15 protein-coding genes are annotated in these 14584 nt (G+C 51.9%); 10 read left to right on the top strand and 5 right to left on the bottom strand.

The window, feature by feature from the left end:
- The first annotated feature begins 133 nt into the window (after positions 1–133).
- The 3 genes from pheS to BEN74_RS08100 all read left to right on the top strand — a co-directional run bounded on the left by pheS (position 134) and on the right by BEN74_RS08100 (position 3924).
- A complete protein-coding gene (pheS, locus tag BEN74_RS08110) occupies positions 134–1117 on the top strand; it encodes a phenylalanine--tRNA ligase subunit alpha (RefSeq protein WP_068907734.1) in 984 nt (327 codons plus the stop codon).
- A 132-nt stretch (positions 1118–1249) separates the two neighbouring features.
- The gene (pheT, locus tag BEN74_RS08105; protein WP_068907731.1) at positions 1250–3631 is read left to right on the top strand and encodes a phenylalanine--tRNA ligase subunit beta; all 2382 of its coding nucleotides are present in this window, start codon (positions 1250–1252) and stop codon (positions 3629–3631) included.
- A complete protein-coding gene (locus tag BEN74_RS08100) occupies positions 3628–3924 on the top strand; it encodes an integration host factor subunit alpha (protein ID WP_004649746.1) in 297 nt (98 codons plus the stop codon). Before pheT ends, BEN74_RS08100 begins: the two co-directional genes overlap by 4 nt.
- 200 nt (positions 3925–4124) lie before the next feature.
- Here BEN74_RS08100 and BEN74_RS08095 read toward each other — a convergent pair whose 3' ends face one another.
- The 3 genes from BEN74_RS08095 to trxA all read right to left on the bottom strand — a co-directional run bounded on the left by BEN74_RS08095 (position 4125) and on the right by trxA (position 6713).
- Positions 4125–4379 carry a hypothetical protein gene (locus BEN74_RS08095; protein ID WP_068907729.1) on the bottom strand — a complete coding sequence of 85 codons (255 nt, stop codon included), beginning with the start codon at positions 4377–4379 and terminating at the stop codon, positions 4125–4127.
- Positions 4380–4785: 406 nt separating this feature from the next.
- Complete coding sequence (gene rho / locus BEN74_RS08090) at positions 4786–6054, bottom strand: transcription termination factor Rho (protein ID WP_068907727.1); 1269 nt, start codon at positions 6052–6054, stop codon at positions 4786–4788.
- 332 nt (positions 6055–6386) lie between these two features.
- Positions 6387–6713, bottom strand: a complete 327-nt coding sequence (trxA, locus tag BEN74_RS08085; RefSeq protein ID WP_068907724.1) for a thioredoxin — start codon at positions 6711–6713, stop codon at positions 6387–6389.
- Positions 6714–6978: 265 nt separating this feature from the next.
- Here trxA and ppx point away from each other — a divergent pair, with 265 nt between their 5' ends.
- The 5 genes from ppx to BEN74_RS08060 are packed head-to-tail and all read left to right on the top strand — an operon-like array spanning position 6979 to position 12097.
- Positions 6979–8499 (top strand): exopolyphosphatase, encoded by a 1521-nt coding sequence (gene ppx, locus BEN74_RS08080; protein WP_068907722.1) that lies wholly within the window; start codon positions 6979–6981, stop codon positions 8497–8499.
- Between the two features lie 33 nt (positions 8500–8532).
- A complete protein-coding gene (locus BEN74_RS08075) occupies positions 8533–9357 on the top strand; it encodes an acetyl-CoA carboxylase carboxyltransferase subunit alpha (protein WP_068907720.1) in 825 nt (274 codons plus the stop codon).
- On the top strand, positions 9294–10673 hold the full coding sequence (gene tilS, locus BEN74_RS08070) for a tRNA lysidine(34) synthetase TilS (protein ID WP_086374325.1): 1380 nt from the start codon (positions 9294–9296) through the stop codon (positions 10671–10673). Before BEN74_RS08075 ends, tilS begins: the two co-directional genes overlap by 64 nt.
- Complete coding sequence (proC, locus tag BEN74_RS08065; RefSeq protein WP_068907718.1) at positions 10670–11500, top strand: pyrroline-5-carboxylate reductase; 831 nt, start codon at positions 10670–10672, stop codon at positions 11498–11500. Before tilS ends, proC begins: the two co-directional genes overlap by 4 nt.
- Positions 11501–11527: 27 nt before the next feature.
- Positions 11528–12097 (top strand): YggT family protein, encoded by a 570-nt coding sequence (locus BEN74_RS08060; RefSeq protein ID WP_068907716.1) that lies wholly within the window; start codon positions 11528–11530, stop codon positions 12095–12097.
- A gap of 43 nt (positions 12098–12140) precedes the next feature.
- Here BEN74_RS08060 and BEN74_RS08055 read toward each other — a convergent pair whose 3' ends face one another.
- Complete coding sequence (locus tag BEN74_RS08055; protein WP_068907894.1) at positions 12141–12587, bottom strand: hypothetical protein; 447 nt, start codon at positions 12585–12587, stop codon at positions 12141–12143.
- Between the two features lie 185 nt (positions 12588–12772).
- On the opposite strand from BEN74_RS08055, the gene BEN74_RS08050 reads away from it, so the two are divergent.
- Positions 12773–13213 carry an RcnB family protein gene (locus BEN74_RS08050; protein WP_068907714.1) on the top strand — a complete coding sequence of 147 codons (441 nt, stop codon included), beginning with the start codon at positions 12773–12775 and terminating at the stop codon, positions 13211–13213.
- A 95-nt stretch (positions 13214–13308) separates the two neighbouring features.
- Here the strand turns inward: BEN74_RS08050 and BEN74_RS08045 are convergent, their stop codons facing one another.
- On the bottom strand, positions 13309–13806 hold the full coding sequence (locus BEN74_RS08045) for a phosphate-starvation-inducible protein PsiE (RefSeq protein WP_068907712.1): 498 nt from the start codon (positions 13804–13806) through the stop codon (positions 13309–13311).
- A gap of 140 nt (positions 13807–13946) precedes the next feature.
- Here BEN74_RS08045 and BEN74_RS08040 point away from each other — a divergent pair, with 140 nt between their 5' ends.
- On the top strand, positions 13947–14576 hold the full coding sequence (locus BEN74_RS08040; RefSeq protein WP_068907892.1) for an FMN-binding negative transcriptional regulator: 630 nt from the start codon (positions 13947–13949) through the stop codon (positions 14574–14576).
- Positions 14577–14584: the final 8 nt, after the last annotated feature.

Raw genomic sequence — 14584 nt, 5'->3', positions numbered from 1 at the left:
GCTTATCTTATACTTTTTTTAATTCCGGATGCTATGCGAATTTTACTTGCGAATGCGCTTCATCATCATGGCTAAAAACTGTTAGAATAACGGGTTTTTTATATATTTCTAAATTGTTGCTTTGAGAGTTACTATGTCGTCACTGGAAGCCCTGACCGCTGAAGCGCTCGCTGCGATTGCAGCAGCTCAAGACCTTGCTGCACTTGATCAAGTTCGAGTGCAATTTACGGGCAAGAAAAGCCAGCTCGCGGAACAGTCTAAAGCACTGGGTAAAATGGACCCGGAAGCGCGCAAAGTTCAAGGGGCTGCCATTCATGCGGTTCGTGAAGCCATCAATGCTGCGCTGACTGCGCGTCAAGCTGAACTGCAGCAGGCGGCGCTGGAACAGCAGCTGGCCAGCGAAACGATTGACATTACCCTGCCGGGGCGCGGCCAGAGCATCGGCAGCATTCATCCTGTGACCCAGGTGCAGGAGCGCATTTGCCAGTTCTTTACCAAAGCTGGCTTTAGCGTGGCGACTGGCCCTGAAGTTGAAGATGACTATCACAACTTTGAAGCGCTGAACATTCCGGGCCATCACCCTGCGCGCGCCATGCACGACACTTTCTATTTCGATGCCAATCATTTGCTCCGTACCCATACTTCCGGCGTGCAGATCCGCACCATGGAAAACAGCCAGCCGCCGATCCGCATTGTCTGCCCGGGCCGGGTCTACCGCTGCGACTCTGACCAGACGCATTCGCCGATGTTCCATCAGATTGAAGGCCTGTACGTGGCTGAAAATACCAGCTTCGCTGAACTGAAAGGCCTGCTGGTGAGCTTATTGAATGAATTCTTCGAAAAAGACTTGAAAGTGCGTTTCCGCCCGTCTTATTTCCCATTTACTGAGCCAAGCGCGGAAGTGGACATTATGGATGAGCGCGGCAAATGGCTGGAAGTTCTGGGCTGCGGCATGGTGCATCCGAATGTGCTGCAGGCTGCCGGCATTGACCCTGAAAAATACAAAGGCTTTGCTTTCGGCTTAGGCGTAGAGCGTTTCGCCATGCTGCGCTACGGCATCAATGACTTGCGCATGTTCTACCAGAATGATGTGCGCTTCCTGCGCCAGTTTGCTTAAAAAATTTAGACCTCTCCCTAACCTCTCCTGAAAGGAGAGGGGCTGTCCATGCGTGACTTAGGGTTCTCCCCCCTTGAAAAAGAGGGAGTGAGAGGAGGATTCAGGAATTCAGATTTACAGGTTTTTAACGAAATGAAAATTAGCGAAAATTGGCTGCGCGCATGGGTTAACCCGGCAATTGACAGCGGCACTTTATCTGACCAGCTGACCATGCTTGGCCTGGAAGTGGATGACATGGTGCCTGCCGCCAAGCCGTTCAGCGGCGTTGTAGTCGGCGAAGTGCTGACGGTGGAGCAGCATCCGGATGCGGACCGCCTGCGTGTAACAACAGTCAATATCGGCAGCGGCGAGCCTTTGCAGATTGTCTGCGGCGCGCCGAATGTGCGCGCGGGCATGAAGGCGCCGGTAGCGACCATCGGCGCTGTCCTGCCGGGCGATTTCAAAATCAAGAAAGGCAAGCTGCGCGGCGTTGAATCGCAGGGCATGCTTTGCGGCGCGTCTGAAATTGACCTTGAAGATAAAATTGACGGCCTGCTGGAGCTTCCGGCAGATGCGCCTGTGGGCATGGACATCCGTGAATATCTCGAGCTTGATGATCATGTGATTGACATCAGCATTACGCCGAACCGCGGCGACTGCTTCAGCATCCGCGGCGTGGCGCGCGAAATTGGCGTGATCAACCAGCTGCCGGTGGCTGCGCCTGAAATTAAGGAAGTGGCGGCGGCGATCGCAGATCAGAAAACTGTGATTGTCGATACCGACGGCTGCCCGCGCTACCTGGGCCGCGTCATTAAAAACGTCAACACCAAAGCGCCGACGCCGGCATGGATGGAGCGCGCATTGGCGCGTTCAGGCATCCGCCAGCACAGCATTCTGGTGGATATCACCAACTATGTGCTGATTGAGCTGGGCCAGCCCCTGCATGCCTTTGACGGCGGCAAGGTTGAAGGCGCGGTGCATGTGCGCCAGGCGGCTGCCGGTGAAAAGCTGGTGCTGCTGAATGAGCAGGAAGTTGAGCTGCAGGAAGATGTGATGGTGATTGCGGATGATGCGAAAGCATTGGCCATCGCCGGCATCATGGGCGGCCTGTCATCTTCCGTTACCGATGAAACCGCAGAAATTTTCCTGGAATCCGCTTTCTTTGCGCCGCTGCATATTGCCGGCCGCGCGCGCCGTTTTGGCCTGCATACCGACGCTTCGCAGCGCTATGAGCGCGGCGTGGACTTTGAACTGCCGATGGCGGCAATGCACCGCGCATCACAGCTGATTGCTGAATTGGCCGGCGGCGAATTTGGCCCGATTACTGCGGTAGAGCAGGCTGCGCTTTTGCCGAAGCGCGAAGCGATTGCGCTGAATCAGGCGCAGGTCGATCAGCTGCTGGGCTATGCGGTTGAATCTGCATTCATCAGTGATGCGCTGAGCCGCCTAGGCTGCGCTGTTACCGTGAAGGCTGAAGGTGAATGGACGGTTGTGCCTCCTTCGCACCGCTACGACATGGCGATCTATCAGGACTTGATTGAAGAAGTGGCGCGCATCCACGGCTATGACAACATTCAAATCAGCCTGCCTGTGATGGCTGTGAAACTGGCTAAATATGCAGACCAGTTTGAACTGGGGCAGCTGCGCCAGACTGCAGTGACTCTAGGCTATCAGGAAGCCATCAGCTTCAGCTTTGCCGATGCCAAGCTGGAAAAACAGCTGAATCCGCAAGTTCAGCCGCTGGCCTTGGCTAATCCGATTTCCAGCGATCTGGCGGTGATGCGCTCAACTCTGCTGTCCAGCCTGATTCCATGCGTTCAATACAACCTGAACCGCCAGCAAAGCCGCGTGCGCTTCTTTGAGCTGGGCCTGCGTTTTGACTATCAGGGCGCATCCAGCATTCATGACCTGAAGCAGGTGCCGGCATTTGCCCTGATCGCTGCCGGCCCGCGCACTGCAGAATCCTGGCATGGCAAGCCTGCAGAGATGGATTTCTTTGACTTCAAAGGCGATGTGGAAGAGATTTTAGCAGCGGCGCGCCTGAAGGTGGAATATGTGCGCTCAGAGCGCGCCTGGCTGCATCCTGGCCAATCGGCTGAGATTCTGCTCAATGGCCAGTCCATCGGCTATTTGGGCCGCCTGCACCCGTCTTTGGAAGCTGAGCTGGATTTAAGCGCCACTTGGGTGGCTGAATTGGATCAGCAGGCTATTTTGCAAACTTATGTATCTAATTTTACAGAATTATCACGTTTTCCATCGGTTAGACGTGATATTGCGCTTTTAATTAGTGATAAGATTAATGTTAGCGAAATTCAGCAGCTTATCGAAAAAACAGGCGGCGAACTTTTAGATTCTGCCTGGCTGTTTGATGTGTACACTGGACAAGGTGTTGAAGAGGGCAAGCGTTCGCTGGCATTTGCCCTGCTTTGGCAGCATCCGTCACGCACCCTTGAGGATGCTGAAATTAAATCGGGTATGGATAACATACTGCAAGTATTGGAAAATACTTATCAAGCGACATTGAGGGCTTCATGACAGCATTAACAAAAGCAGAAATGGCTGATCATTTAAGTGAGCTCACGAGTTTAAACCGTCGTGAAGCAAAGCAAATGGTCGAGTTATTCTTCGACGAGATCAGCCAGGCGCTCATCTCCGGAGAACAAGTCAAGCTATCTGGTTTCGGCAACTTCGAGCTGCGCGACAAGCGCCAGCGCCCGGGCCGCAATCCGAAAACGGGTGAGGAAATTCCGATTTCCGCCCGCCGTGTAGTCACCTTCCGCGCCGGCCAGAAATTCAGGCAGCGTGTGGGAAATGAGCAGATCGATTGATCTGCTTTTTTTATGCAGATCCGCAGGGCCTGCTTTGCAGCGGCGGCCTGAAGGCTAAGCGCGCTGAGCGCTAAGCTGGGATAAGCCAAAGGCTGGAAACGGTGATTGTATTTAAGGCTGTTGCCGGCGGGCTTTGCTTAGTTTCAGGCGTAAAAAAAGAGAGCCAATGGCTCTCTTTTTTACTGACTAATCGTAAGGGATTAGTGAGCAGCTTCAGAAGCAGCTGGAGCAGCTTCAGACGCAGCAGCTGGAGCAGCTTCAGAAGCAGCAGCTTCAGAAGCAGGAGCAGCTTCAACAGCAGCAGCAGAAGCAGCAGCTTCAGCTTCAGATGCAGCTACAGTAGCTTCAGAAGCAGCAGCTTCAGCAGCAGGAGCTTCTTCAGTTTTTTTAGCACAGCCAACGAAAGCTAAAGTAGTAGCAACTGCAGCAGCAATAGCGATTTTTTTGAATAACATGGCATCACTCTCTAAATATGAGATTAAAAAAAACCTTAGTTAGCCTGTTGTGCGCTTTTTTATGCCTAATTTATTCTTAGGTATTAACAATGCGGAGCAGCCTAACTGGTATGCAAATATGCTATCACTGAGCATTTTGAATTGCTACTGCTGCTGCTGAAAAAAGAGCAAAAAAATGGCAAAAATGCGCAATTTATTAACAGAAAATAACAATCAAGAGAAAGGTTTATATTGGATAAATGCTAAATAAGCTCCTAAAAAGCATCAGGTTTTTTTGAATATTATTTTTAGAATCATTTGCTTGAAAATAAGTTTACATAAGTGCGGGGCAATTGTGTCTTTGTGTAAGCAAAGTCAACCAAATAAAAAGGCTATCGTTATAGATAGCCTTTTCAGATTTTTCCGCTTAATTTGACGCTTTGCGCTTCATTTGATCGAAAAATTCATCATTGGTTTTGGTTTCCTTCATGCGGTCCAGCAGGAATTCCATGGCCGCCAGCTCATCCTGAGTATGCAGCAGCTTGCGCAGGATCCAGACTTTGCGCAGGTTGTCTTCAGACATCAGGCGTTCTTCGCGGCGCGTGCCGGATTTCTTGATGTTCATGGCCGGGAACACGCGTTTTTCCGCAATGCGGCGGTCCAGGGTAATTTCCTGGTTGCCCGTGCCTTTGAATTCTTCATAGATCACTTCATCCATTTTGCTGCCGGTTTCAATTAAGGCCGTAGAAATGATGGTCAGTGAGCCGCCTTCTTCAATGTTCCGGGCTGCGCCGAAGAAGCGCTTCGGGCGCTCCAGGGCATGCGCGTCGACACCGCCGGTCAGCACTTTGCCTGAAGACGGAATCACTGTGTTGTAGGCGCGCGCCAGGCGGGTGATCGAATCCAGCAGGATCACCACGTCTTTTTTGTGCTCGACCAGGCGCTTGGCTTTTTCAATGACCATTTCCGCAACCTGAACGTGGCGGGCAGGCGATTCATCAAATGTCGATGCAATCACTTCGCCGCGGACTGTGCGCTCCATCTCTGTTACTTCTTCAGGACGCTCGTCAATCAGCAGCACAATTAAGAAGCACTCCGGATTGTTGCGGACAATCGACTGCGCGATGTTCTGCAGCAGCATGGTTTTGCCGGCTTTTGGCGGCGCCACGATAATTGAACGCTGGCCTTTGCCGATTGGCGCAACCAGATCCACCACACGCGCGGTTAAGTCCTCAGTGGTGCCGTTGCCCAGTTCCATCACCAGCTGCTCGGTCGGGAACAGAGGGGTCAAGTTTTCAAACAAAATTTTATTGCGTGAATTTTCAGGGGTGTCGTAGTTAATTTGATTAACTTTTAATAATGCAAAATAGCGCTCGCCTTCTTTAGGCGGACGGATTGTGCCGGTAATGGTGTCGCCCGTACGCAGGTTGAAGCGGCGGATTTGTGAAGGGCTGACATAGATGTCGTCCGGCCCTGCAAGATAAGAGCCTGCTGCTGAGCGCAGGAAGCCGAAGCCGTCCGACAGAATTTCGAGAACGCCGTCACCAAAGATCTCTTCGCCGTTCATTGCATGGCGCTTTAAGATGGCAAAAATGATGTCTTGCTTGCGGTTACGCGCCATTCCTTCAAGGCCCATAAACTCGGCAATTTTGATGAGTTCGCCAATCGGTTTTTTCTTGAGTTCAGTTAAATTCATAGGAGGTCAGATAAGAATCAAAAATTCTAGGGTACAGGATGGAAAGGAAGCAACATTCAGCCGCATGCATGCGATTAAATTACGCAATTGTATTTGCACAATAATAACAATTCAGAGGACTGATTCATTGTTTGGAGAAAAATGTGTAAAAACAATTTCTATTGCCGGGCGGCGATCTTATGTGTTGTGTCTTGTAAGAAAATGACAGGATTGAAGATCCTTTATTTCTTGACTTAGCAATATAAGAGAGAAACAGGGTTTTGTCAATTTATCGGCAAAAAAAATACGCTATTGGAAATAGCGTATTTTCTGCAGTCTGCGTCCGCTTGAAATCAGATGTTTTCGTCAATAAACGCAGCCAGTTTGGATTTTGGCGCAGCGCCTACCTGCTGCGCAACTACTTCACCGTTTTTAAACATCAGCAAAGCCGGAATGTTGCGGATATTGTAGTTTACAGCAGTCGCTTCGCATGCAGTCACATCGACTTTTACAACTTTCACTTTGCCTTCGTATTCAGAAGCCAGCACTTCTAAGACCGGCGCAATCGCTTTGCATGGCGCGCACCAGCCCGCCCAGAAATCGACCAGCACCGGCACATCAGATTTCAGTACGTCTGCGTCAAAGTTTTCATCAGTTGTGTTTACAATATTGCCTGACATGGATTCTGCTCCGGAATAATTTTTAAGATGGCTTTATGAATATTAGTATTACATAGCCGTCTATAACAGTGTAGGGGGTTATGTAAATTTTCGGATTTTATGGTCAGTTTGTCTAATTGATGCTCACGATTGCGCTGATCGTGTAACACAATTGTCATAACTGCGGGAAAATAAGCTTCCCGTTTCAAGCGGCGCATAAATGGCTTTTAAATTGCAGGCTGGTGAATTACTCTAGGCACAATTCTGTCTAGGTTTGTTTTAAGTCATGTCTGATTTTTTGATTGATGAAGAATTACTTGCTGCTATTGATATGGGGTCAAACAGCTTTCACCTGGCGATTGCGCGCGTTGATCACGGTGAAGTAAAAAAAGTTGCTTCAATGTCAGAAAAAGTGCAGCTGGCAGCCGGTTTGGATGAAAATAAAAACTTAACCGAAGCCGCGCAGCAGCGGGGCTTGGCTTGCCTGGCGCGCTTTGTCGGGCGCTTAAGCTCGGTGCAGCCGAACCGCCTGCGGATTGTAGCCACCAATGCCTTGCGCCAGGCCAAAAATGGCCATGAATTTATTCAGAAAGCCGCTGAAATTTTGCCGAAGCCCATCGAAATTATTGCCGGCCGTGAAGAAGCCCGGCTGATTTACCTGGGCGTATCGCATACCATGGCCAACAGCGGCCGGCGCCTGGTGATTGATATCGGCGGCGGCTCGACCGAACTGATTATCGGCGAAGAATTTGAGCCGATTCACACCGAATCTGTGCAGATGGGCTGCGTGGCATTTACCAAGGCCTATTTTGCCGAAGGCGAAGTCAATCAGAAGAGCTTTGATAAGGCCGTGACCGCTGCCCGCAAGGAATTATCCGGCATCGCCAATACCTATAAAGCCGCCGGCTGGGATACCGTGGTCGGCTCCAGCGGAACCATTAAGGCCTGCCGCCAGATTACCGTCAACATGGGCTGGAGCAACGAGCGCGAAGAGCTGACCCGCGAAGGGCTGGAAAAATTAAAAGACAAGCTGCTGAAGTACAAGCACGTTGCAGAAATGGAGTTTGACGGGCTGAAGGAAGACCGCCGGGCAGTTTTGCCAGCCGGGATTGCCATTTTATATGCCGTATTTGAGGTGCTGGGCATTGATAAGCTGGTGTATTCAGACGGCGCTTTGCGCGAAGGCGTGATGTATGACCTGCTTGGGCGCTTTCAGCACGAAGACATCCGTGACCGCTCCGTGCATGCGCTGATCGGGCGCTACAATGCCGACGCCAAGCAGGCCGAGCGCGTGGTGGCTACCGCGCAGCAGCTGTTTGACAATGTCGCGCTGCAGCTGGAATTAAGTAGCGATGACAGCGACCTGCTGCGCCGCGCTGCCTATCTGCACGAAATTGGCTTGGCGATCAGCCACAGCAGCTATCACCGCCATGGCGCCTATCTGCTGCAGCATTCAGATATTCCGGGCTTTTCGCAGATTGATCAGAATCACCTGTCGCATCTGGTAGCGCACCACCGCCGCAAGCTGCGCAGCGATGCCCGCGCCGATGTGATGAAAGTCGGCGGTAGCAAACTTGTTTACTTATGTCTATTGCTGCGTTTAGCAGTTTTGCTGAATCACAGCCGCAGCGATGAGATGCTTCCTGCCATTGAATTAAGCGCCGGCAATGCGCAACAATGGCAGCTCAGTGTTTCTGGCGATGCCAAGCAATGGCCTCTGCTTGTTGCGGACTTGCATGATGAACAAGTGCAGTTCAAGCATTGGGATATTGAATTGAATATTCAGTCGGAACAGTTTATCGATTAACAGATGGGTTAATTCAGGGATAATGGTCGACCTATGAGAAATAAAGCAGCGCAATCTAAGGCATGGGCTACAGTTCAAATTGCACGTCATCCAGAGCGTCCGCAATACTTGGATTATGTGGGTGAAATTTTTACTGAGTTTGATGCTTTGCATGGTGATCGCTTATTCGGTGATGACGGCGCGATGGTCGGCGGCCTTGCGCGCTTTGAAGGCCAGCCGGTGATGGTGGTTGGACAGCACCGCGGGCGCAGCACGCGCGAGAAACTGCAGCATAACTTCGGCATGAGCAATCCGGAAGGCTACCGCAAGGCGCAGCGCCTGATGGATATGGCGGAACGCTTTAACCTGCCGGTATTTACCTTTATTGACACCATGGGCGCATATCCGGGCGTTGGCGCAGAAGAGCGCGGCCAGGCCGAAGCGATTGCGACCAGCCTTGCGCAAATGTCCAGCCTGAAAGTGCCGGTCATTGCCACCGTGCTGGGTGAGGGCGGTTCAGGCGGCGCGCTGGGCATTGGCGTGGCGGACCGCGTGGTGATGCTGTCGCACAGCATTTATTCGGTGATTTCGCCTGAAGGCTGCGCATCTATTCTGTGGAAAACAGCAGAAAAAGCCGAGCAGGCCAGCGAAGCTTTGGCTTTAACGGCAGACAAGCTGCAGAAAATCGGCATTGTGGAATATGTGGTAGATGAAGGCGAAGGCGCGCATCTGAATCCTGAACAGGTGATGCAGAATTTAAAAGCTGTGCTGAAGCAGGCTCTGGATGAATTGATGCCGATGGATGCAAAAGAACGATGCGAAGCACGCTATCAGCGTTTAATGAAATTTGGCAGCAGCAATTCAGGTCTGACTGCTTAAGCCAGCTGGAAGCTTTTCCCGAACAGGCTTCTTTCTTAATTGGATGCAGCGGCGGCATGGATTCCATGCTGCTGCTGCATTTAATGTCTTTACTGCGCCCGCAGAATATCCGCGCCATTTATATTGACCACCAGCTGCAGCCGGAAAGCGCGGCTTGGGGGCGGTTTGTCGCTTCCGCCTGCGAAGCGCTGAATGTGCCCTGCATAGTGCAGGCGGTTCAGGTGCAGGGCGGCAATCTGGAAAATCAGGCGCGCGCGGCCCGCTATCAGGCCTATCAGCAGCATTTGGCGCCGGATGACATACTGGTTTTAGCGCATCATCAGCAGGATCAGGCGGAAACCCTGATGCTCCGGCTGCTGTCCGGCGCAGGAATTCACGGTCTGGCGGCCATGCGCCAGGTTGATCAGCGCGGCCCGCTGACCATTTGGCGCCCAATGCTGCACCTGGCGCGTGAGCAGATTTGCCAATGGGCAGCGGAGCTGAATGTGCAAAATATTCAGGACCCGACCAATTCCGACATTCATTATGACCGGGCATGGTGCCGTGAAGCGCTCTGGCCGCTGCTGCAGTCGCGCTTTCCGAAAATGCAGCAGGCGCTGAGCCGCAGCAGCAGCTTAATGCAGGATGCGGAACAGATTCTGGCCGAGGTTTTGGCGCAGGACATGGCTGCATGCGGAACGCCGCATGCGCTGCAGCTGAAGCAGCTGGCAGCCCTGCCGCCGCCCCGGCAGCGCCAGCTTTTATCGGCGTGGATGAGGGGGCAGGGCCAGTACCGCCCGCCTTTTGAGATGGTGCAGCGCCTGATTCATGAAGTTATTCATTCCAAAGCCGATGCGCAGGCAGCGCTGCACTGGAACGGCTTCTACTATGCGCGCTTTGCGCAGCAGCTGCACCGCCTGCCGAAGGCGGAATATTTGGCGGCGGCTCATGAGCAGGCGGCGACTCAGTGGCTTGATTTTCAATTAAACGAATTTACTCAGGTGCTTGCAGGTAATTTTTTGATTCAGCCTGTGCAGGGGCTAGGCCTATCTTCCGCTTTGCTGGGGCAGGAGCTGGCGCTAACCCAGCGCCAGGGCGGAGAAAAAATCCATCTGCATGGCCGGGCGGGCGCATGGCCGTTGAAAAAGGCCATTCAGCAGGCGCAAATTTTTCCCTGGCTGCGTCATAGAATTCAAATATTAAGCATAGATAATGTTATGCTAGGTGTTTTTACGCCCAATGGCTTTTGGCTGGCGGACTCGCCCTATTGCGCTGCAGCGGGGTGGCTGCCGCAAATAATTTCTTCAGATAACAGCAAGATCGGATCTTCATCATGAGCGCAGTTCTCAATTGCAATATCACTTTTATTGGCGGCGGCAATATGGCGCAGGCCCTGATTGGCGGCCTGCTTGCCCGCGGCTTGCCTGCAACGCGCATTACAGTTTCAGATCCTGTCGAAAAAGTCCGTTTGATGCTGGCTGAAAAAGATGTGCATGTGACCGATGACAACGCCGCCGCCATCCGCGATGCGGATATTGTTGTATTTGCGGTAAAACCGCAGGTTTTTGCCGGCATTTTAAAGCCGCTGAAGGGTCAGCTGGAAGGCAAGCTGGTGATTTCGATTGTCGCCGGCGCGGAAATTTCCACCATTGCCAGCATTTTAGAAACCGGCCGCATTGTGCGCGTAATGCCGAATACACCGGCGCTGGTGCAGACCGGCGCGCATGGCCTGTTTGCCAATGAAGCCGTGACGGCGCAGGACCGTGAGCTGGCAAGCCAGGTTTTGGCTTCAACTGGCCTGACAATTTGGGTAAACTCTGAAGCGCAGATTGATGCGGTCACCGCGGTTTCCGGCTCCGGCCCTGCATATTTCTTCTATATGATGGAAAGCATGATCCGCGCAGGCAAAAATCTGGGGCTGGATGAAAAAGTTGCTACAGCCTTAACCCTGCAAACCGCTTTAGGCGCGGCGCAAATGGCGATTACCAGCGCAAACAGCCCTGCAGAACTGCGCAGGAATGTCACTTCGCCAAACGGCACAACTCAGGCGGCGATAGAAGTGTTTGATCATGCGCATATTTCGCAAAACATTCAGGCGGCTTTGGCAGCGGCGCAAAAGCGCAGCCAAGAGCTGGCGCAAGAACTGAGTGACAGCATCAAATAACTTGATTTAATTTAGGAACGTTCTCATATGGGTGCAAATTCTGCGCTAATTTTTGGCATTATCATTAACGTTGCAATTTTGCTCGTATTTTTCCGGTTTTTAATGCAATTGGCTGCAGTCAGCCCGTATAACCCTGTGGTGCTTTCTACGGCCAAGGCCACCAAAATTGTGGATGTATTCAGCCGGATTTTTCCAACTGTCGGAAAGGGCCGGGTGAATACCGCGGCGCTGATTCTGCTGGTGGTGCTGTACATTCTGAAAATTTACGGCGTGATGCATTTGTCCGGGGCTGCGGTAAACAGTCCGGTGCACCTCATCATCATGACTTTTGTCACCATGATTCAGGATTTGATCCGCTTCTGCCGCTATTTGATTTTCGCTTCAATTATTCTGAGCTGGGTGGTGATGTTCACGCAGTCGCGCTCTCCGTATATTGAAGTGATTCAGGAATTGGCGGAGCCATTGCTGGCGCCATTCCGCCGTATTTTGCCGAATATGGGGATGATTGACCTGTCGCCAATTGTGGCAATTTTAGCGCTGCTGGTTGCGGAAACCATTATGCGCGAAGTGGCGATTGCCATGCTGACAGGCCTGTAAGCGCAGGCAGCCGTAAAAAAGGACTCGATTGAGTCCTTTTTCTTTATGGGTTCGGCGGAATCAGATTGTCTAAATCCTTGTCGTTGATTTTATCCAGTTCAGCAATATCGGTTTTGATGCGCCATGCTCCTTCATCATCTACAGGGTTCGGCAGGCGCGCCTCCAGCCAGTCGCAGACTATATCCGGCGGAAAGTCGGCGTGATTGCACTGAATCACCCAGGCGAGGAATTCCTTGGCTTCGCCGTTCATATACGGCGGCGGCGATACCGGCAAAAACTGCGTCGGCAGGCGCTCATTTCTGGAGATGTAATTCAGAACATGGCCCAGTTCCTGAACCGTTTGCCAAGCCAGCGGATGCTCAATATTAATCTGAAATTTGAACCACCATGCCTGCTTGCCGTCTGTGCCGTAAGCGTCAATCATATCCTTCTGAACGCTTGGGATTTTACAGAAATATTCATACAGCCGGTCAAAATTTAGCTCTGCCACAATCAATGACTCAGTAACCAAAATTATATTCTAGCATAAGCCTTCTGCATTTCCCGCCTGATTATCCTGATGCGGCGCGGGGCGGCGGCCTGCTTTACAAATCTTTGCGTTTGCTGGATTTTTATCCATTTTTTATCCTAAACTGGGAGGTAATATGGAATGAAAGAATAGGCGTGGAGTCCCGCATGAAAGCATTAACCGCATGTGCAGCTGGAAGCCTGATGCTCTTAGGCGCCTCAGCTCCGGCAATGGCCGAAAACCAATGGGGCAATTACCGCGGCGTAGAAAGTTCAAAACCGCAGCACCGCCCGCATCCGCCGGTGCATCAGCCCGGCTATCCGGACTACCGTCCGCATTACCCGCAGCGCCCTTATCCGAACCGACCGCATTATCATCATCCGCCGGTGATTCAGAACGGCATCAGCATTCAGTATCAGGCGCCGACAACCATCACTCAGAACTCGCAAAGCTACAGCTGGGTAAATGGCGATCCGAATGCGGCGCATATAGAAAGCTCTACGCAAACCGTTATTACCGACTGGCGCCGCCTGGGCCTGCCGGCGCCGCCAAACGGCATGTACTGGATTTATGAGAACGGGCGCTATGTGCTGGTGCCGAATAGGTAGGGCGATTGCGGCTGCTTTGAAGGATGGGGGCTGTTTTCAAGCCCGGAAATCTGCGCGCAAGCCCCGCTGTGGTCAAGCGGGGATTTTCTGATGAATTAAGCCAGCTCATCATCCTGCGGGCGCGGGGTTTTGCCTTCGGGCAGGGGCTTTTCACTGCGCTTTTCGCGGATGACCGACGGAAAATTCCATGAGGCGAAGCGCACCACTAAAATCGCAAAAGCCAGAATCAGAATTGAACCGGTGATAATCACCAGATCCATGTCCGCTTTATGGTCATGCTGAATATCCGAGATCAGCAGGCGGGTCAGGGCGGTAATGGCGATGTAAATCAGGAAGCGCACAGGCATGTGGTTGGTTTTGAAATAAATCCCGACCATGGCGCCCAGTTCAAGGTAAATGAACAGCAAAAGAATATCGTCAATGGTGGCGAACTGCTTGACGGCCAGAATTTCAAAAACGGTATGCCCGGCCGACCAGATGACCATACAGCCGATAATAAACAGCGCGATATAGTGAAAGCTTTCTACGGCGATGTTGCCGAATTTGTCGAGGAGGATTTCAATTTTCTCAACCCGGGGATCTTTATTGCTCATGCTTTCCTCCTGATCTATGCTGATTTTATACCATTAAAAACTATGCAAATTTCATGCACATGACGGAATTTTTCTGTTTTCCGCTGAAATAAATGGTGCTAAATTGCCTGCTGGCGATTAATTCTGCTGAGGCCTGCCCGATGTATTTACCCGAACATTTTAAAGAAGAAGACTGCGCAGAGCTGGCGGCGCTGATGCAGCGCTATCCTTTAGCCACGCTGATTGCGGCTGGTGATGACGGCGAACTTGAGGTCAATCATATTCCGCTGGAGTATGCGCATGCGGATGGGCAATGCGGCGTGCTCAGAGGGCATATTGCAAAAGCGAATCCTTTGGCTCAGCTGCTGGAAAAGCCGCGCAGCGTTTATGCTGTTTTTCATGCAGATCAGGCCTATATCTCGCCAAACGGGTATCCCTCCAAACTGGCGGATCACCGGGCTGTGCCAACGTGGAATTACCGCGCGGTTCATGTAAAAGGCCGGATCCGCTGCGTAGCGGATGAAAAATATCTGCGGGGTATTTTGGCGCGGCTGACGCGGCAGCATGAAGCTCAGCAGCCAGTGCCGTGGAAGATGGGCGATGCGCCGCAGGATTTTATGCGGGATCAGCTGAGTAAAATTGCAGCTGTAGAGATTGAAATCATCTCTATGGTCGGCAAGTTTAAAGTCAGTCAAAATCGGACCAAACCCGATGCGGAAGGTGTGGCCAAGGCATTGGAGCAGAGCCATCCGGAAATGTCCCAATCGATCCGCAGGCATTTTCCTGAATAATAAAAAAG

Source organism: Acinetobacter sp. WCHAc010034 (genome assembly GCF_001696615.3).
Taxonomy (GTDB): domain Bacteria; phylum Pseudomonadota; class Gammaproteobacteria; order Pseudomonadales; family Moraxellaceae; genus Acinetobacter.
The sequence above is the reverse complement of the archived record's forward strand: the minus strand, read 5'-3'. Positions and strand labels throughout refer to the sequence as shown.